The 18,447-nt window shown below is 69.9% G+C and carries 17 protein-coding genes and 1 tRNA gene; 9 read left to right on the top strand and 9 right to left on the bottom strand.

Annotated features, from left to right (window positions below; translation table 11 throughout):
- Positions 1-14 precede the first annotated feature (14 nt).
- The 3 genes from V1460_RS23630 to V1460_RS23620 all read right to left on the bottom strand — a co-directional run bounded on the left by V1460_RS23630 (position 15) and on the right by V1460_RS23620 (position 3,322).
- Positions 15-1,238 carry an acyl-CoA dehydrogenase family protein gene (locus V1460_RS23630; protein WP_338675618.1) on the bottom strand — a complete coding sequence of 408 codons (1,224 nt, stop codon included), beginning with the start codon at positions 1,236-1,238 and terminating at the stop codon, positions 15-17.
- A gap of 9 nt (positions 1,239-1,247) precedes the next feature.
- Positions 1,248-2,270, bottom strand: a complete 1,023-nt coding sequence (locus tag V1460_RS23625) for a phosphotransferase family protein (protein ID WP_338675617.1) — start codon at positions 2,268-2,270, stop codon at positions 1,248-1,250.
- Between the two features lie 140 nt (positions 2,271-2,410).
- Entirely contained in the window at positions 2,411-3,322 is a 912-nt protein-coding gene (locus V1460_RS23620; protein WP_338675616.1) for an MBL fold metallo-hydrolase, read from the bottom strand.
- Between the two features lie 186 nt (positions 3,323-3,508).
- Between V1460_RS23620 and V1460_RS23615 the strand changes: the two genes are divergently transcribed.
- Positions 3,509-4,444, top strand: a complete 936-nt coding sequence (locus V1460_RS23615) for an NADP-dependent oxidoreductase (protein WP_338675615.1) — start codon at positions 3,509-3,511, stop codon at positions 4,442-4,444.
- 33 nt (positions 4,445-4,477) lie between these two features.
- Here V1460_RS23615 and V1460_RS23610 read toward each other — a convergent pair whose 3' ends face one another.
- The 3 genes from V1460_RS23610 to V1460_RS23600 are packed head-to-tail and all read right to left on the bottom strand — an operon-like array spanning position 4,478 to position 5,761.
- A complete protein-coding gene (locus V1460_RS23610; protein ID WP_338675614.1) occupies positions 4,478-4,795 on the bottom strand; it encodes a DUF202 domain-containing protein in 318 nt (105 codons plus the stop codon).
- Positions 4,792-5,196 carry a DUF202 domain-containing protein gene (locus tag V1460_RS23605; RefSeq protein ID WP_338675613.1) on the bottom strand — a complete coding sequence of 135 codons (405 nt, stop codon included), beginning with the start codon at positions 5,194-5,196 and terminating at the stop codon, positions 4,792-4,794. Before V1460_RS23605 ends, V1460_RS23610 begins: the two co-directional genes overlap by 4 nt.
- A 10-nt stretch (positions 5,197-5,206) precedes the next feature.
- Positions 5,207-5,761: an NUDIX domain-containing protein gene (locus V1460_RS23600; protein ID WP_338675612.1), complete on the bottom strand. Its 555-nt coding sequence runs from the start codon at positions 5,759-5,761 to the stop codon at positions 5,207-5,209.
- Positions 5,762-5,907: 146 nt separating this feature from the next.
- On the opposite strand from V1460_RS23600, the gene V1460_RS23595 reads away from it, so the two are divergent.
- The 5 genes from V1460_RS23595 (at position 5,908) to V1460_RS23575 (ending at position 11,946) form a co-directional block, all read left to right on the top strand.
- Positions 5,908-7,563 carry an FAD-binding dehydrogenase gene (locus tag V1460_RS23595; RefSeq protein WP_338675611.1) on the top strand — a complete coding sequence of 552 codons (1,656 nt, stop codon included), beginning with the start codon at positions 5,908-5,910 and terminating at the stop codon, positions 7,561-7,563.
- 230 nt (positions 7,564-7,793) lie between these two features.
- Complete coding sequence (locus V1460_RS23590) at positions 7,794-8,753, top strand: hypothetical protein (protein ID WP_338675610.1); 960 nt, start codon at positions 7,794-7,796, stop codon at positions 8,751-8,753.
- An 85-nt stretch (positions 8,754-8,838) separates the two neighbouring features.
- Positions 8,839-10,416 (top strand): APC family permease, encoded by a 1,578-nt coding sequence (locus V1460_RS23585; protein WP_338675609.1) that lies wholly within the window; start codon positions 8,839-8,841, stop codon positions 10,414-10,416.
- A gap of 227 nt (positions 10,417-10,643) precedes the next feature.
- Positions 10,644-11,333: a molybdopterin-dependent oxidoreductase gene (locus V1460_RS23580; RefSeq protein WP_338678170.1), complete on the top strand. Its 690-nt coding sequence runs from the start codon at positions 10,644-10,646 to the stop codon at positions 11,331-11,333.
- Positions 11,275-11,946: a cytochrome b/b6 domain-containing protein gene (locus V1460_RS23575; protein ID WP_338675608.1), complete on the top strand. Its 672-nt coding sequence runs from the start codon at positions 11,275-11,277 to the stop codon at positions 11,944-11,946. Before V1460_RS23580 ends, V1460_RS23575 begins: the two co-directional genes overlap by 59 nt.
- Positions 11,947-11,976: 30 nt before the next feature.
- On the opposite strand, the gene V1460_RS23570 is transcribed toward V1460_RS23575, so the two are convergent.
- Positions 11,977-12,495: a gluconokinase gene (locus V1460_RS23570; RefSeq protein WP_338675607.1), complete on the bottom strand. Its 519-nt coding sequence runs from the start codon at positions 12,493-12,495 to the stop codon at positions 11,977-11,979.
- Between the two features lie 486 nt (positions 12,496-12,981).
- Between V1460_RS23570 and V1460_RS23565 the strand changes: the two genes are divergently transcribed.
- Positions 12,982-14,445 (top strand): amino acid permease, encoded by a 1,464-nt coding sequence (locus V1460_RS23565; protein WP_338675606.1) that lies wholly within the window; start codon positions 12,982-12,984, stop codon positions 14,443-14,445.
- Positions 14,446-14,601: 156 nt separating this feature from the next.
- Complete coding sequence (locus V1460_RS23560) at positions 14,602-15,699, top strand: S-(hydroxymethyl)mycothiol dehydrogenase (RefSeq protein ID WP_338675605.1); 1,098 nt, start codon at positions 14,602-14,604, stop codon at positions 15,697-15,699.
- 33 nt (positions 15,700-15,732) lie between these two features.
- Here the strand turns inward: V1460_RS23560 and V1460_RS23555 are convergent, their stop codons facing one another.
- Both V1460_RS23555 and V1460_RS23550 read right to left on the bottom strand, forming a co-directional pair.
- Positions 15,733-16,677: a pseudouridine synthase gene (locus tag V1460_RS23555; RefSeq protein WP_338675604.1), complete on the bottom strand. Its 945-nt coding sequence runs from the start codon at positions 16,675-16,677 to the stop codon at positions 15,733-15,735.
- A gap of 83 nt (positions 16,678-16,760) precedes the next feature.
- Positions 16,761-16,848, bottom strand: a tRNA-Leu gene (locus V1460_RS23550).
- A gap of 195 nt (positions 16,849-17,043) precedes the next feature.
- Between V1460_RS23550 and V1460_RS23545 the strand changes: the two genes are divergently transcribed.
- Positions 17,044-18,369 (top strand): M20/M25/M40 family metallo-hydrolase, encoded by a 1,326-nt coding sequence (locus V1460_RS23545; RefSeq protein ID WP_338675603.1) that lies wholly within the window; start codon positions 17,044-17,046, stop codon positions 18,367-18,369.
- Positions 18,370-18,447: the final 78 nt, after the last annotated feature.

Raw genomic sequence — 18,447 nt, 5'->3', positions numbered from 1 at the left:
ATGCCTCCCGCGTCCTACCGGTACTTCTTGAGCTCCTGCCGCGCCAGCGACCGCTGGTGCACCTCGTCGGGACCGTCCGCCAGCATCAGCGTCCGCGCCCCGGCCCACAGTTCGGCCAACGGGAAGTCCTGACTGACACCGCCCGCGCCGTGCACCTGGACCGCCCGATCGAGGATGTCCACGACGGCGCGCGGAGTGGCGATCTTGATGGCCTGGATCTCTGTGTGCGCTCCCTTGTTGCCGACGGTGTCCATCAGCCAGGCGGTCTTCAGCACCAGCAGCCGCAGCTGCTCGACCGTGACACGCGCGTCCGCGATCCAGGACTGGACCACGCCCTGCTGGGCAAGCGCCTTGCCGAACGCGGTACGGGACGCAGCCCGACGGCACATCAGCTCGATCGCCCGCTCGGCCATGCCGATCAGCCGCATGCAGTGGTGGATACGGCCCGGTCCGAGGCGCGCCTGGGCGATGGCGAAGCCGCTGCCCTCCTCGCTGATCAGATTGGACGCCGGCACGCGTACGTCGTCGAAGATCACCTCAGCGTGTCCGCCGTGGAGGTGATCCTCGTATCCGTACACCGTCATCGCGCGCCGCACCTCAAGTCCGGGAGTGTTGCGCGGGACGAGGATCATCGACTGCTGACGCCGGATGTCCGGGCAGGCCGGATCGGTTTTGCCCATCACGATGAAGACCTTGCAGTTCGGGTTCATCGCACCGGAAATATACCATTTGCGCCCGTTGAGGATGTACTCGTCCCCACCGTCGGCGGCTTGCTCGATCCGCGTCTCGATATTGGTGGCGTCCGATGAGGCCACGGCGGGTTCGGTCATCGCGAACGCCGAGCGGATCTCACCCGCCAGCAGCGGTTCGAGCCACTGCTTCTTCTGCTCGTCCGAGCCGAAGAGGGCCAGCACCTCCATGTTCCCGGTATCCGGGGCGGCGCAGTTCAGCGCGACCGGTGCCAGGTGCGGTGAGCGGCCCGTGATCTCGGCGAGCGGAGCGTACTGGAGGTTGGTCAGTCCGGCCCCGTACTCCGAATCCGGTAGGAAGAGGTTCCACAGGCCCTGCCTGCGGGCCTCCGCCTTGAGGTCCTCGATGACGGCGGGGGTGTCCCAGGGGGAGGAGGAGAGGGTGAGCTGCTCGTGGGCGACCGCTTCCGCCGGGTACACGTGCTCGTCCATGAAGGCGAGCAGCCTGGCCCGCAATTCCTCGGTGCGCGCGTCGAATGCGAAGTCCATGACGGTGGATCAGCCTTCCTGAAGGGTGGTGAGACCGTGTTCGATGAAGAGGGGGACGAGCTCACCGATGCGGTCGAAGCCCGTGCCGACGGTCTGGCGCAGCGTGTAGCGATAGTGGATGCCCTCGAGGATCACGGCGAGCTTGAACCAGGCGAACGCCGTGTACCAGGCGATGGCCGCGATGTCCCGGCCGGAGCGGGCGGCGTAGCGCTCGATCAGCTCGGCGGGGTCCGGATGGCCCGCGGCCCCTGCCGTCGTGCTGATGGGGGAGCCGGGCAGCTCCAGCTTCCGGCTGTACATCACCAGCAGCCCGAGGTCGGTGAGCGGGTCGCCGAGCGTCGACATCTCCCAGTCGAGGACCGCCTTGATCCGGTCGTCGTCGCCGATCAGCACGTTGTCGAGGCGGTAGTCGCCGTGGACGACGGTGGCAGGCGGGGAGACCGGCAGCGAGCGGGCGAGGGCGGCGTGGAGCTCGTCGATGCCCGCCAGCTCCCGGTTGCGTGAGGCGTCGAGCTGCTTGCCCCAGCGCCGCAGCTGCCGTTCGAGGAAGCCGTCGGGACGCCCGAAGTCTCCGAGTCCGACCGCCGCGGGCTCCACACCGTGCAGCTCCACCAGTGTGTCGACCAGGCCGAGCACAGCCCCCCGGGTGCGCTCAGGGCCGAGTGGGGCGAGTTCTTCGGCGGTGCGGTACGGGGTGCCGTCGACGTGTTCCATGACGTAGAAGGCCGCCCCGATGACGGACTCGTCCTCACACAGCAGCACGGGCCGCGGCACCGGCACCTCCGTGGGGTGCAGGGCGCTGATGACCCGGTGCTCGCGACCCATGTCGTGGGCGGTGGCCAGGACGTGCCCCAGCGGGGGCCTGCGGACCACCCAGCGGTGCGCGCCGTCGGTCGCGGCGTACGTGAGGTTGGACCGCCCGCCCTGGATCAACCGGGCGCTGAGCGGCCCGCTCACCAGTCCGGGCAGCATGTGGTCGAGATGGGCGCGCAGCCGTTCGAGGTCGAGGCCTGGTGGTGTGACTGCGCTCATGGGGGCGCCTTCCGGTGCGGTGGGGGATCGTCTCCGGCCATCATGACCGACCGGTCGGTATGTCGTCCAGGGTGCGATGCGGCCGCCCGGGTCCGAGCCATGGTCCAAGGCTCGGACCCGCGCCGTGGTCCAGCCGTGGTTCAGGCGTGGCAGGCGACCGGCACCCCGCCGTTCAGCACCGCCATGTCACCGAACACGGCGACCGGATCGAGCGGCGAACCCGCGGGCAGGCCGTCGAGCTCCGCGTAGGCGCGGTGCAGATTGGCCACCAGCCGCTCACTCTCCCGCCAGTCCGCGAACTCACCGAGGTCGGCTCCCTGGGCCGCCTCCAGCGGGGTCAGGCCCCTGGCGTGGGCGGAATCGGCGACCTCGGCGACGAAGCGCAGATAGCGTTCGACCACGTCGTAGGAGGTGGGGTCGGTGACCGGTCCGTGCCCCGGTACGACGATCGAGGCGTCCAGCGAACGCAGCAGCTCAAGCGCCTTCAGCGAGCCGGTGAGCGAGCCCATGGGGATGAAGGGCGTACCCCCGTTGAAGATCAGGTCCCCGGTGAAGACCACCCCGTGCTCCGGCAGGTGCACGATCGTGTCACCGACGGTGTGCGCCACACCGGGATGGATCAGGCGCACCTCGGTCCCGCCGGCATGAAGGGTCAGGCGCTCGCCGTACGTGACCTCGGGCGCGGTGATCGTGATCTCGCCGTAGTCGGTCTCGGGCCAGATGAGGTGGAGTTGGTGCCCGGCGGCGATGACCTCGCTGCGGCAGGCCTCGTGGCCGACGACTGTCGCCTCCGGGAGGAAGACGGCGTTCCCGTACGTGTGGTCGCCGTGGTGGTGGGTGTTGACGAGCAGCCGCGGCAAAGGGGCGCCGGTCGCCAGCAGTGCTTCACGCAGCAGCAGGGCGCGGCGCTCGGTGGCGGTGGTGTCGACGAGGAGCGTGGAGGCCCCGTCGCTGACGAACCCGGCGTTGTTGAGGCACCAGCCGCCGTCGGGCTGGACGTACGCGTGCACAGACGGTGCGAGCGGGACGGTGTACGGATCGGTCGCGGGCACGGCGGCTCCCGGGGAGAGTGGCACCGATCACGGCGGTTGACGCCGGATCAGGTCGGCTGACGGAAGCAGCCTTCCCCGCCGATCGGCGCCCGTCCAGTGCTCCGGCCGGTGGAGGCTGCCCGCGCCCCGGACGTGCCGACGGCGCTCCTGCTTGCACTGGGACGCCGCGAGCCCGAGTGTCGGATCATGAAGGCGATCAGCTACAGCCGTTACGGCGGTCCCGAGGTCCTGGAGTACGGCGAGCGTCCCGAGCCCAAGCTCGGGCCCGACAGCGTCATGGTCAAGGTGCGGGCGGCGGCCGTCAACCCGGTCGACTGGAAGTGCCGCGAAGGCTATCTGGACGGGCTCATCGACAGCGTCTTCCCGGTGATCCCCGGCTGGGACGTTTCCGGGGTCGTGGTGGAGCCCGGGGTGTCCGCCCCCGAGTTCGCGGTCGGCGACGAGGTCATGGGCTATGTCCGCGAGGACTTCCTCTGCCGGGGCACCTTCGCCGAGTACGTTGCCGCACCGGTCCGCACGCTGGCGCGCAAACCACGCAATCTGAGCTTCGAACAGGCGGCGGGCCTGCCGCTCGCCGGACTCACCGCCTACCAGGTCCTCACCCACGACCTGGGTGTGGGCACCGGCGACACGCTCCTCGTGCACGCCGCGGCCGGAGGGGTCGGCTCCATGGCCGTCCAGCTCGCCCACCACTTCGGCGCCCGGGTGATCGGCACCGCGAGCGAGTCGTCCCACGCGTATGTGCGTGAGCTAGGCGGCGAGCCGGTGGCGTACGGCGAAGGACTCGCGGACCGGGTGCGGGCCCTGGCACCCGACGGGGTGCAGGCCGTCTTCGACACCGTCGGGGGCGAGGCGCTGACCGCCTCCGCCGAACTGCTGGCCCAGGGCGGCCGGATCGCCTCCATCGCCGATCCGGCCGTCACCACCCTGGGCGGGCGCTATGCCTTCGTGCGCCCCAACACCGCGGACCTGTACCGGCTCAGCGAGCTCGCCGAGGAGGAGGTGCTCTCCGTTCATGTGGCTCGCAGCTTCCCGCTGGAGGAGACCGCGGAAGCCCACCGGCTCAGCCAGGGCGGCCACACCCGCGGGAAGATCGTCGTCACCGTCGACTGGGAGGGCTGAGGCGCCCGACGCGCCTGTGCGGTGCGGGGCAGGTCACCACACGATCGCCACGGCGAACGCCGCCAGCGCCAGTGTGCAGGCGGCGGCGCCGAGCGCGTGGGCCGGCGACAGCGCATCCGGCGGGCTTGTCACCGCCATCGCCCTGATGCGCCGGTGAGCCACCGTCAGAAAGCCCAGCCACACCAGCGCGCTGAGCGAGAGGGCCACCAGATCGCCGCTCTCGATCTCCTCGCGGTGGACGACCTGCCGCGCCGCGAGCACCGCCGCGACCGTGAAGGCCAGCGTCGTACGCCGCCATGCCAACCGGGTTCGTTCCGGCTGCAGCCCGGGGTCGCGCACCTCGCCACTCACCGCGGCCCCCAGGTGACGACGACCACCGCCATCGTGACCGACACGGCTCCCACGACGAGCGCAAGCACCGTCGGGAAGCGCGAGACGGGCAGATCCTCGCCCCGTCGCATCGCACGCTCGCACCGCACCCAGTGGTTGAGCCCGCGCAGGGCGCACAGCACACCCGCACCGATCAGCGCGAGGGACAGGCCGACGCGCACACCCCAGCGCAGCTCGGGCAGGAACTGGTCGACGGCGAAACCGCCCGCGATGAGAGCCAGCGCGGTGCGGATCCAGGCGAGGAAGGTGCGTTCATTGGCGAGCGAGAAACGGTAGTCGGGAGTCCTGCCCTCTTCCCGGATCCGCCCCGGCGACAGCCACAGCCGCAGATTCCGCACGAATTCACTCGCCCACTCGCTCACCTCCGGCACCCTACCCGCGGTGGGCGCGCAGCCGTTCGTAGGCGGCCAGGCCGTCCGGCACCCACTCCCAGGTGCCGAGCCGCTCGTCGACTTCCGCTTGGGGGAGGAAGTCGTACCAAGCGACCTCCTCGGCCTGCGGACGCACCGGCACCAGGCACGGCACCTCGTACACGGCCGACCACCACGACTGCCGGACGCCGCCCAGCTCCGGGTCGGCGGGTGCCTCGTACAGGAACCTGAACAGCGGCACCGGGCGGGGGAGCCCGTTGACGCCCAACTCCTCCTCGGCCTCGCGCAGTGCCGCGTCGTCGTAGGACTCGCCCGCGCCGACGACACCGCCGACGAACATGTCGTACAGGGAAGGGAAGACCAGCTTCGTCGCCGTGCGGCGATGCACGAAGATCCGTCCCTGTGCGTCCCTGGCCTGGATGAACACACAGCGGTGGCGCAGGCCACGGGCGTAGGCCTCGCCGCGCGGGGACCGGCCGATGACCTTGTCGTGCAGATCCACGATGTCCAGGATCTCGTCGGAAGGACTCGAGGAGCCCTGGCTGCCGTCACTCATGGGTCCATCCAATCAGCCGATCGGCCCATCGGTCGGGTCGAAGCCAGTTCGTCCAGGACGGTTGACGAGTTACCCGCGCGTACAGAAGATCGGAGCCACCGCAGAGGTCCGCGCCCAAGGCGCCCGCTCCGAGAGGGTCCGTACCCATGGCGTACGACGCCGATGTCATAGTGATAGGGGCAGGGCTCTCGGGCCTGGCGGCCACCGCCGAGCTCGTGGACGCGGGCCGCCGAGTGATCCTGCTCGACCAGGAGCCCGAGCAATCCATCGGCGGGCAGGCTCACTGGTCGTTCGGCGGGCTCTTCCTCGTGGACTCGCCCGAACAGCGCCGTATGCGCATCAAGGACAGCCACGCACTCGCCCTCCAGGACTGGTACGGCACAGCCGGTTTCGACCGCGACGAGGACCTGTGGCCGCGGCGCTGGGCCGAGGCGTACGTGGACTTCGCCGCCGGGGAGAAGCGCTCCTGGCTGCATGCCAGGGGAGTGCGGTTCTTCCCGGTCGTCGGCTGGGCGGAGCGCGGTGGCTACGGCGCGAACGGTCACGGCAACTCGGTGCCTCGTTTCCACATCACCTGGGGGACGGGGCCCGGACTGGTCGAGCCGTTCGAACGGCGGGTCAGGGAGGGCGCGGCACGTGGGCTGGTGGATCTGCGCTTCAGGCACCGGGTGACCGGGCTCGGCAGCACAGACGGCACCGTGGACACGGTGACCGGCGAGATCCTGGAGCCGTCCGGTGCGGCGCGCGGTGAGGCGAGCAGCCGGGAGGTCACCGGCTCCTTCGAGTTGCGCGCCCAAGCCGTGATCGTCACCTCCGGCGGCATCGGGGGCAACCACGACCTGGTCCGCGCACAGTGGCCCGAGCGGCTGGGCACCCCGCCCGAGAAGCTGCTCTCCGGTGTACCCGCCCATGTCGACGGGCTGATGCTCGGGATTGCTGAGTCCGCCGGGGCGAGCCACATCAACCGCGACCGCATGTGGCACTACACCGAGGGCATCGAGAACTGGAACCCCGTCTGGGCCAGGCACGGCATCCGCATTCTTCCCGGACCCTCGTCGCTCTGGCTCGACGCACGCGGAAACCGGCTCCCCGTGCCCCTGTTCCCGGGCTTCGACACCCTCGGAACCCTGGAACACATCATGCGTACCGGCCATGACCACACCTGGTTCATCCTCGACCAGCGGATCATCGGCAAGGAGTTCGCCCTGTCCGGCTCCGAGCAGAACCCCGATCTCACCGGAAAGTCGGTGCGCGGGGTCATCGGACGGGCGCGCGCCGAAGTCCCCGGCCCGGTCAAGGCGTTCATGGATCACGGGGTGGACTTCGTGGTCGAGCGGGACCTCGGCGCCCTGGTGCGAGGAATGAACGCGCTCACGAAGGAGCCGCTCATCGACGAGGCCCGGCTGCGCGGCGAGATCACCGCCCGTGACCGGGAGATCGCCAACCCGTTCACCAAGGACCTGCAGGTGACGGCCATCCATGGCGCCCGCAGATACCTCGGTGACAAACTCATCCGCACCGCTCCGCCGCACCGCATCCTCGACCCGGCTGCCGGTCCTCTGATCGCCGTGCGCCTGAACATCCTCACCCGGAAGTCCCTGGGCGGCCTTGAGACCGACCTGTCCTCACGGGTGCTCGCCGCGGACGGCGAACCGCTGCCCGGGATGTACGCGGCGGGCGAGGCGGCCGGCTTCGGCGGTGGAGGGGTGCACGGCTACCGGGCGCTTGAGGGCACCTTCCTCGGCGGCTGCCTCTTCTCCGGGCGCATGGCGGGCCGGGCCGCTGCGAAGGCGGTCGTCTGACGGGCCTGCCGGCTGATGGAGCGGGTGCCGTCCGAACTGGCGGGTGCCGTCCGGGTTCGGCCGGCGGAGAGTCGTGGGCAACCGGCTTGGGACACAAGGGGGTTGCCCATCCACCGGGCTGCCCTTGACGTGGAGCCTTTCCTACCGCTTTGCTGTGCGCGACCGTTCGCTCACGTTTCGCGTTCATCTCGTGAAGCACTCATCACGCAAAGAAGAAGGAAGCCCAGCGGATGCCCCCACCTCCGCCGCCGCTCGGACGCGCCCGACGGCGCGGCGCGCGTATCGGGCCCGCTTTCGATCCGGCCCTCGGTGATCTCGAACTCAGCTCCACGCGAACCAAGTTGTCGCAGGGCCGATGGGCGGCCGCCCGTTCGCTGCTTGTCTCGACCGGCGACGACTGGGACCGCAGAGGGCACCGTCTGCTGGTCCTCGGCGGCGGCCCGTCGACCGCCGCCTGGGCGCGCGAATGGCTGCTGGTGGAGCCGGACAGCCCCGACGCCACCGCGCTGCTCGCCTGCGCGTCGGTCCGCGCGGCACTGCGCGGTGCGCAGCACCCGGATCAGGCGCGCTCGCACTGCCTGGCCGCCGCCGGTCTCGCTCCCGAAGACCCCAGTCCCTGGCTTGCGCTGCTCGTGCTCGCCCGCAGCCTCGGCACGGACGGCGAAGTGGTGCGGCTCTTCGACGAGGTGCGGGTGAGACACCCCGAGCACCACCACGCGCATCATCTGATGGCCGCCAGGCTTGCCGAGCGCCACCCCGAAGCGGGGCAGGACCCTCTGCACGAGGTGTACGACTTCGCCGCCTGGGCCGCCGAACGTGCCCCGGCCGACTCGCCGCTGGCGATGCTGCCGGTCGTCGCCCACACCGAGCGCTACCGGGTGCTGGCGGCCGACAGCCGTGCCTTCGCCGACCCGCCGGCCGCGGGGCACTGGACCGGGCGCCGTGCGCGGCAGGTCATGAAGACCGCGTTCGACTGGTGGCTTGAGTGGGAGCGCGAGGACCACCCGCGCAACCGCGTCGATCTCAACTTCCTGGCTCATGCCAAGTTCCGTGAGGGGCGGGCCGCGGAGGCCGCCGCTCTCTTCCACCGGATCGGCTCGCACGCGACTCCGGCTCCCTGGTCCTATCCGGACCAGGACCCGCACCACGCGTTCCACGCCGCGCGCAGAGCCGCACTCGGAGCCGTCTGAATGCTCCGACAGCTCCGACTGTTCTGACAGCTGCGACAAGTCCGACCAGTCTTCTCCGAATCCGACCTGAGAGGCCGAAACCGCCATGTCCCCGGGCAGTTCGCGTACGACCGCCACTCGCGGTGCCGTCACGTCCAGAGAGATCAACACGTACAAGGGGCAGGAACGTGCCCTGCGTGCCGACCGCCTCGGCACCGCAGGCCTGCTGCTCTCCGTGCTTGCCGCCAGCGCGCCGCTCATGGTCGTGGCCGGGGTCATGCCCACCGTATTCGGTGTCATGGGCATGCTTGGGCAGCCGCTGCTCTACGTCATCCTCGGCTTCGTACTGATCCTTTTCAGCGTCGGATACGCGGAGATGAGCCGCCATGTCCACAACGCAGGAGCCTTCTACGCCTATATAGCCCGCGGGCTCGGCCCCACCGCGGGAGCCGGTGCCGCCTATGTCGCACTGGTCGCGTACAGCGCCATGCAGGTGGGCATCTACGGAATCCTAGGCTTCGAGGTATCCGGACTGCTGGCCGCGCATCTCGGACTGACGGTCGCCTGGTGGATGCCCGCCCTGGCCGCCGCCGTCCTCGTCGCCGTACTGGGTTGGCTCAAGATCGATCTCAATGCCAAGGCCCTCGGCGTACTGCTCGTCATCGAGTGCGCCCTCGTCGTGGTCTTCGACGTCGCCGCCCTCGCGAAGCCTGGGCGTGAAGGGCTGTCATTCGCCGCGTTCGATCCCGGCAGCCTCACCGGGGCGGGGCTCGGCACCGCTCTGTGCTTCTGTATCGCCGCCTTCATCGGCTTCGAGCAGTCGCCCGTGTACGCGGAGGAGACCAGCCGCCCCCAGGTGGTCGTATCGCGCGTGATGTTCCTCGCCGTCGGCTTCGTCGCCCTGTTCCTGGCCTTCGGAGCCTGGGCGCTCACCGTGGCCGCCGGGCCGGGCGCGGTGGTCGGCGAGGCGGCCGAACAGGGTCCGGGTCTGCTGTTCGCGCTGACCGAGGCCCGTCTCGGCGACACCTTCACCGATGTGCTCCACGTCCTTTTCGTCACCGGCATGTTCGCGGCACTGCTCAGCTTCCACAATGTGGTGGCCCGGTACGCCTTCGCCATGGGCCGCGAGGGGCTGCTGCCCGCCGCTTTCAGCCGTACGAGCGCGGCGAGCGGCGCGCCCGCCACCGGCTCCCTGCTCCAGTCCGCCGTCTCGGTCCTGGTCGTCATCGCCTTCGCTGCCAGTGACGCGCTTCCCGCGGGCGATCCGACCACCCCCGTACTGCGCCTGTTCACCTGGATGGGCAACGTCGGCGCGCTCGGTGTCATCCTGCTCATGGCCGCCGCCTCGTTCGCCGTGATCGCGTTCTTCTTCCGCCGTGGCGCCGCGCTGGCGCAGGCATGGCGGCTCGTCGCCTCCGCACTCGCGGGCATCGCCCTCGTGGGAATCGCGATCTACACCGTCAGGGACTTCGACGTCCTGATCGGCGCCGGACCGGATTCCGCCCTGAGCTGGATCCTGCCCGGAGTGGTCGGTGCCGCGCTGGTCGCCGGTCTGCTGTACGGGGCTGTGCTCAGGGTCACGCGCCCCGACGCGCACGCGCGCGTCGGTCTCGGCAACGAGGCCTTCGAGCTCGAGCGCGCCGCGGAACGCGGCGACTCACAGAAGCGGCACCACGATTCTTAAGGAAGTCTGACAATCACCCGTGGTCGCTGGATTCCGGCGACCACGGGGCATTCAATCGACATGTGAGCCACGACCCGAACGCCGAAACGAGCCCGGTCCCGGACCGCGACCCCGCCCCGGACCGCGACCCTGCCCGGGGCCGTGGCGCGGCCCAGGACCAGGGCCCGGGGCGGGACCATGTCCGAGGGCCGGCAGCCGGCCCACCACCGGACGGGGAGGGCGCGCCGATCGGCCGCCGCGTCCTGCTGTCCGTGCTCGGCCTCGGCGCCGCGGGCGTGGCCACCGCCCCGTATCTCCAGCGAGGCTTCGAAAGCGTCCTCGGTTCGGTCGCTGACAAGGACCCCACCAAGCTCACCAGCCTGCTCCCCAACGGTGGTGGCTTCCGCTACTACTCCGTCGCCTCCTCGGTGCCCCGTAGGAGCGCGGCCGACTACCGCCTCACCGTCGACGGACTGGTCGAGCGGCCCGCGACCTACACACTGGACGTCCTGAGCGCCCTCCCGCAGACCCGGGTGGTACGCGACGTCCAGTGCGTCACCGGCTGGCGCGTGCCCCGGACCCCCTTCGAGGGCGTGACCCTCTCGGCGCTGCTGGACGCGGCCGGGGTGCGGCCCGAGGCCCGGGCCATCCGCTTCACCTGCTTCGACGGCACGTACAGCGAGAGCCTCACGCTGGACCAGGCGCGCCGCTCGGACGTCCTGGTGTGTCTGCGGATGCAGGACGAACCGCTGAGCCATGCGCATGGCGGCCCGGTGCGTCTGTATGTCGCGCCCATGTACTTCTACAAGTCCGCGAAGTGGCTGTCCGGAATCACGCTGACCTCCGAGGTGCGGCCCGGCTACTGGGAGGAGCGGGGCTATGACATCGACGCCTGGGTCGGCCGGTCGAACGGCCGGGACGACGCACCCACCGTCTGAAGGCTCGGGAGCCCCACGCGTACGCAGGTTCAGCCGCGTACAGCGATGGGTGCACCGGAGTACTGCCACGCTGATGCTGCTGTGCGTGGCTTCCGCAGCCTGCCTCTACATTCCCGAACTCGCCGAGCTCGTCGGCCGCCGCCACCTCGTGGTCACCGTGCACGAGTGGTCGGGACTGCTGCTGCCGGTGCCGGTCCTGCTCGCTCTCGCGTCGTACGGGTTCCGTGCGGACCTGCGACGACTCAATCGCTTCGGCCCGCATGACCGGCAGTGGCTGGCCGCCGCGCGGCGGCGGCTGCACGGTCCCGCGCACCGGCCCGCGGGAAAGTTCAACGCCGGGCAGAAGGTCTTCGCCGCCTGGATCGCGGGCGCGGCGCTGGTGATGCTCGGCACCGGGCTGCTGATGTGGTTCACGCAGCTCGCGCCGCTGGTGTGGCGCACCAGCGCGACCTTCGTCCACGACTGGCTGGCGCTCGCCATCGGCATCGTGCTAGCCGGGCATATCGGTATGGCCGTCGCCGATCCGGAAGCCCGCCGGGGTATGCGCACCGGCTCGGTCGAGAGGCCCTGGGCCAGGCGGGAACACCCGCTCTGGAAACCGGACGAGGACTGAGGCCAGGGGCCCTGCTCTCATCCGTGGCTCTCACCCGCCGGCGCCGTCGAGGCGCCGCAGTCCCGCGGCGGCACGCAAGCCGACGGCCTCGGGGGAGCCGGCCACGTCGACGGCGACACCGGCTTCGTCCGCTTCCAGCGGCTCCAGCGTGGCGTACTGCGAGTCGAGCAGCGCGGTCGGCATGAAGTGGCCCCCGCGCTCAGCCATGCGCCGTTCGATCAGCGCGCGTCCGCCGGTGAGGTGAAGGAAGACCACCCCGGGTGCCGAGGCGCGCAGCCGGTCACGGTAGCTCCGCTTCAGCGCCGAACAGGAGACCACTCCGCCCCTGCCCTCCCTGCCGCGCGCCCAGCGGCCGATCGCGTCGAGCCAGGGCAGGCGGTCGGTGTCGTCCAGCGGGACGCCGGCCGACATCTTGGCGACGTTGGCCGCCGGATGGAAGTCGTCGCCTTCGGCGTAAGGGACGCCCAGGTGCGCCGCGACCAGGGCACCGATCGTGGTCTTCCCGGTGCCTGCCACACCCATCACCACGACCACCGGGGAATTGCTCATCGGTGCCTGCCTCGTTGTCTCCATCGACACGGACCCGGAGCCGCCGGGCTGCTGACCCCATCATGAGAGGACGCCGGGCCCGTCGATGCCGCCGACATCGCCGCGACCGCCGAAGCCGCCGGAGCTGTGAGGCCCCTGCCGCCTGCCGCCGTGGCCGTTCGCGATGGCGACGAGCAGTGGGACCGAGCGCCTCGGCTGCGGGACCACCGTGCGGGGCCGCTGTCGGCCGGAGCCGTGCATCCTGGTGATCGACTCTCTATCGATGATCTTGAGTGCCTTTGTTCACCTTGTTGAAACCTCTGAAAAACCTCAGATTTGTATCTGAGTGAGCTTCAACACTGCCAAAATCCCAGGGTTGCCGTGACTATGTCCTCTCGGGGCCTCTGCGCCCCCGTGCCTTGTCGCGATGACTGACCCTCCTCACCGCGAAGGCCCCCCGGTGGACGACCGGGCACCGCACACCCCCTCACAAAGGCGAACAACTCTATGAGTGACCGCACCATGACTGCGGCCGAAACACCCATCGCCGGGACCCCGGAAACGGGCAGTCCCCACGTGGACGCCGGAGATGCCGGGTACCGCAAGGACCTCAAGTCACGGCACATCAACATGATCGCCATCGGCGGCGCCATCGGTACCGGCCTCTTCCTGGGCGCCGGCGGCCGTATGGCCAATGCCGGCCCCTCACTCTTCATCGTGTACGCCCTGTGCGGTGTCTTCGCCTTCTTCGTCGTGCGCGCGCTCGGCGAGCTCGTCCTCTACCGGCCGTCCTCCGGTGCCTTCGTCTCGTACGCCCGCGAGTTCATGGGCGAGAAGGGCGCCTACACAGCCGGCTGGCTGTACTTCCTCAACTGGTCGACGACCGCTGTGGCCGACATCACGGCAGCCGCCACCTATGCCCACTTCTGGTCGATGTTCAGCGACATCCCGCAGTGGGTGCTCGCCCTGATCGCGCTCGCCGTCGTCCTCGCCGCCAACCTGATCTCGGTGAAGTACTTCGGTGAGATGGAGTTCTGGTTCGCGATCATCAAGGTCGCCGCGCTGGTGATCTTCATGCTGGTCGGCATCTACCTGGTCGCCACCCAGCACGAGATCGGCGGTCACACCCCGGGCCTCGCCACCATCACGGACAACGGCGGCATCTTCCCCAACGGCATGATGCCGATGCTGCTGCTCATCCAGGGCGTCGTCTTCGCGTACGCCTCCGTCGAGCTCTGCGGTGTCGCCGCCGGCGAGACCGAGAACCCCGAGAAGATCATGCCGAAGGCGATCAACTCGATCATGTGGCGTGTCGGCCTGTTCTACGTCGGCTCCGTCGTGCTGCTCGCCCTGCTGCTGCCGTACACCGCATACTCCGGCGACCAGAGCCCGTTCGTCACCGTCTTCAACAAGCTAGGCATCCCCGGTGGCGCCGACGCGATGAATCTGGTGGTGCTCACCGCAGCCCTGTCCAGCCTGAACTCCGGCCTCTACTCCACCGGCCGCATTCTGCGCTCCATGTCGCTTTCCGGCTCCGCACCCAAGTTCACCGGTGTGATGAACAAGGGCGGAGTCCCCTACGGCGGAATCCTGCTCACCGCGGGCTTCGGTGTCGCGGGTGTGTTCCTGAACTACGTCATGCCTGGCGAGGCTTTCGAGCTGGTGCTGAACTTCGCCTCGATCGGCATCATCGGCACCTGGGGCATGATCATGCTCTGCTCCCTGCTGTTCTGGCACCGTTCCAAGGACGGCCGGGTCACTCGCCCCGGCTACCGACTGCCCTGGGCCCCGTACACCCAGCTGATCACGCTGGTGTTCCTGGCCTCCGTGCTGGTCCTGATGTGGATGGACGGCGGCATCAGCCGCACCACGGTCAACCTCGTGCCCGTGATCGCGCTCGCTCTCGTCGGCGGCTGGTTCGTGGTGCGCGGCAAGGTCCGTAAGATCGCCGCAGGCTGGACCCAGGACTGAGCTGCCTCCGGATCCAGGAGGCGCCCAGCGGGACGCGTGCATGGAGACCCCCGACGAGAGAGACCCGGCGGGGGGTCTCACCGTGAGCCACCCGCGTCGCCTTGTGATGCGGTACACATGCGGTACACACCTGTCCTGAGGAAGGGAAGCACTGCAATGCCGCAGCAGGTCCGAGGGGTTGTCGCCCCGGGCAGGAACGAGCCCGTCCAGGTCATGGAGATCTCCATCCCCGACCCGGGGCCGGGCGAGGCCGTCGTGCAGATCCAGGCCTGCGGGGTCTGTCACACCGATCTCCACTACAAGCAGGGCGGCATCAGCGACGACTTCCCCTTCCTGCTCGGCCATGAGGCCGCGGGCATCGTGGAGTCGACCGGCCCGGGTGTCACCGACGTCGCCCCCGGCGACTTCGTGATCCTCAACTGGCGCGCGGTCTGCGGGCGGTGCCGCGCCTGTCTGCGCGGCCGGCCCTGGTACTGCTTCGACACCCACAACGCCGCCCAGAAGATGTCCCTGGCCAGTGGTCCCCAGGCGGGCAGGGAGCTCTCCCCCGCGCTCGGCATCGGTGCGTTCGCGGAGAAGACCCTGGTCGCTTCCGGCCAGTGCACCAAGGTGGACCCCGAGGTCGCCCCGGCCGTTGCCGGGCTGCTGGGCTGCGGAGTCATGGCCGGCATCGGCGCCGCGATCAACACGGGGAACGTCGGCCGCGGCGACTCCGTGGCCGTCATCGGCTGCGGCGGCGTCGGGGACGCGGCCATCGCCGGCTCCCGGTTGGCCGGAGCCGCCCGCATCATCGCCATCGACATCGACGACCGGAAGCTGGAGACCGCCCGTGCCATGGGCGCCACCCACACCGTCAACTCCCGCACCACCGACCCCGTCGACGCCGTACGCGAACTCACCGGCGGTTTCGGCGCCGATGTCGTCATCGAGGCCGTCGGCACCCCCGAGACCTACCGGCAGGCCTTCTACGCCAGGGACCTGGCCGGCACCGTCGTCCTCGTCGGCGTGCCCACCCCGGAGATGAAACTCGAAATCCCGCTGCTGGACGTGTTCGGGCGTGGCGGCGCGCTCAAGTCCTCCTGGTACGGAGACTGCCTGCCGTCCCGCGACTTCCCCATGCTCATCGATCTGCACCGGCAGGGCCGTATCGACCTGGGTGCCTTCGTCACAGAGACGATCGGCCTGGGCGATGTCGAGAAGGCCTTCGCCCGGATGCACGAGGGCGATGTACTGCGCTCGGTCGTGGTGTTCTGAGCCCGTCACCCGGACGGGGCCGCACCGGGGCCCTCACCAGGCCGCGAGCGACCTCCGGCTCTCGAAGCCGCACGCGCGCCCGGTGACCGGATCGATGAACTCCAGCGACCGTGCGAGCAGCTGCAACGGCCGGGAGTAGTCCGCCCCGCCCTCAGGCTCCGCATCCTGAACGTCCCGCACCTCCGGATACAGCGGGTCGTTCAGGATGGGCAGCCCCAGTCGGTTCATATGCACCCGCAGCTGGTGGGTCCGTCCGGTCGACGGCACAAGCCGGTACCGGCCGAGCCCGCCACGGTGCTCCAGCAGCTCGATCCGGCTCTCGCTGTTCGGCATGCCGGGTACCTCGCGGGCGGCGAGCACTCCCCGCACCTTCTCGATCCGGCTGCGGACGGCCACCGGCAAGGCGACCCCCGGGTCGTACGGCGCCACCGCCTCGTACTCCTTGCGCACCCGCCGATCCCGGAACAGGGTCTGGTACGCCCCGCGGTCCTCCGGCCGCACGACGAACAGCACGAGACCCGCGGTCATCCGGTCGATCCGGTGCGCGGGCTGCAGTGCCGACAGCCCCAGATCCCGCCGCAGCCGGGCGAGCGCCGTCTCGGTGATATGCCGTCCGCGCGGAGTGGTTGCGAGGAAGTGCGGTTTGTCGGCGATCACCACGCGCTCGTCGCGGTGCACGATCCCCACCTCGAACGGCACGCGCTCCTCGGCGGCGAAGTCGCGGTGGAACCACAGCAGGCGACCCGCGGTGTAGGGCTCGTCCGCGGCGACCGGACCCTCCGCCGAGACGAACCGCCCGTCGCGCAGCATCGCCTCCACCTTCGCGACACCCACCGCCGTCCCGAACCGCTCGACGAGGTGATCCCGCACCGTCGGCCAGGCCCCCTCGGGGTCCGCGGGCAGGCGGATGCGCACGGGATCGACTCCGTCCCGCTGCGGCAGCGGCGCCACCGGCGCCGTTCGTCGTCTGCGTCCCACAGCTCCCGCACCCCGTACTCGGCGGCACGCCAGGAAACGCGCCCAGAAAAAGCAGAAAACCCCTGATCAACAGGGGTTCTTGCTGGTGTCCGAGGGGGGACTTGAACCCCCACGCCCGATAAAGGGCACTAGCACCTCAAGCTAGCGCGTCTGCCATTCCGCCACCCGGACAAGGTGCCTGCCGTTGCGGCTCGCGGCCGTTCCGACGTGGAAAACCATAGCAAACATTCGGGGGTGCTCGATCACGCCCTCGGGGGTCGGGAGAGAGGGGCGGGGCGGCCGGCATCGGCGCGGGTGCCCTTGGGGCGCGGGCCGAGGGCGCGGGAGGATGTGGGGGACCACCGAGCGACAGCGGGAGGAAGCAGCGTGAGCGAGTCGAGCACCGGCCGGACGATCTCCGGCGAGGACGAGGTCGTCGACCTCTGTCGCGATCTGATCAGGATCGACACCAGCAACTACGGGGACCACTCGGGGCCGGGGGAGCGTGCCGCCGCCGAGTACGTCGCGGAGAAGCTCGCCGAGGTCGGGCTTGAGCCGAAGATCATCGAGTCCCACAAGGGGCGGGCTTCCACCGTTGCGCGGATCGAGGGCGAGGACCCGTCCCGGCCCGCGTTGCTGATCCACGGCCACACCGATGTCGTGCCGGCCAACGCCGAGGACTGGACCCACCACCCCTTCTCCGGGGAGATCGCCGAAGGCTGCGTCTGGGGGCGTGGTGCGGTGGACATGAAGGACATGGACGCGATGACGCTCGCGGTGGTACGGGACCGGCTGCGCAGCGGCCGGCGGCCCCCGCGTGACGTCGTCCTCGCCTTTCTCGCCGACGAGGAGGCCGGCGGCCTCTATGGGGCGCGGTATCTCGTCGACCGGCACCGGGACCTCTTCGAGGGAGTCACGGAGGCCATCGGTGAGGTCGGGGGCTTCTCCTTCACCGTGAACGAGAACCTGCGGCTCTATCTGGTCGAGACGGCCCAGAAAGGCATGCACTGGATGCGGCTCACGGTCGGCGGCACCGCGGGGCACGGCTCGATGACCAACGACGACAACGCCATCACGGAGCTGTGCGAGGCGGTCGGCAGGCTCGGACGGCACACCTGGCCGGTACGGGTCACCAAGACCGTCCGGTCCTTCCTGGACGAGCTGTCCGACGCGCTGGGTACCCCGCTCGACCCCGAGGACATGGACGCCACCCTCGCCAAGCTCGGCGGGATCGCCAAGATGATCGGTGCGACGCTGCGCAATTCGGCCGCGCCCACCATGCTCGGCGCCGGGTACAAGGTGAACGTGATCCCGGGACAGGCCACCGCCCACGTCGACGGGCGGTTCCTGCCCGGCCACGAGGAGGAGTTCCTGGCCGATCTCGACAGGCTCCTCGGGCCGCGGGTGAAGCGTGAGGACGTACACGCGGACAGAGCGCTGGAGACCAGTTTCGACGGCGATCTCGTGGACGCGATGCAGTCGGCGCTGAAGGCGGAGGACCCCATCGCGCGGGCCGTCCCGTACATGCTCTCCGGAGGTACCGACGCCAAGTCCTTCGACGACCTCGGGATTCGCTGTTTCGGTTTCGCGCCGCTCAAGCTTCCGCCCGAACTGGACTTCGCGGGCATGTTCCACGGCGTGGACGAGCGTGTACCGGTCGATGGGCTGAAGTTCGGTGTCCGGGTGCTGGACCGGTTCCTCGACGCGAGCTGACCCGTCGCTCCGGGCCGTCGGACGGTCCGAACTCGGCCGTTTCCCTATTCGGCCGTGCGTGCGTACTCGACTGAAAAG

It is taken from the genome of Streptomyces sp. SCSIO 30461 (genome assembly GCF_037023745.1).
GTDB lineage: Bacteria > Actinomycetota > Actinomycetes > Streptomycetales > Streptomycetaceae > Streptomyces.
This window is presented reverse-complemented; position numbering and strand designations above follow the sequence as displayed.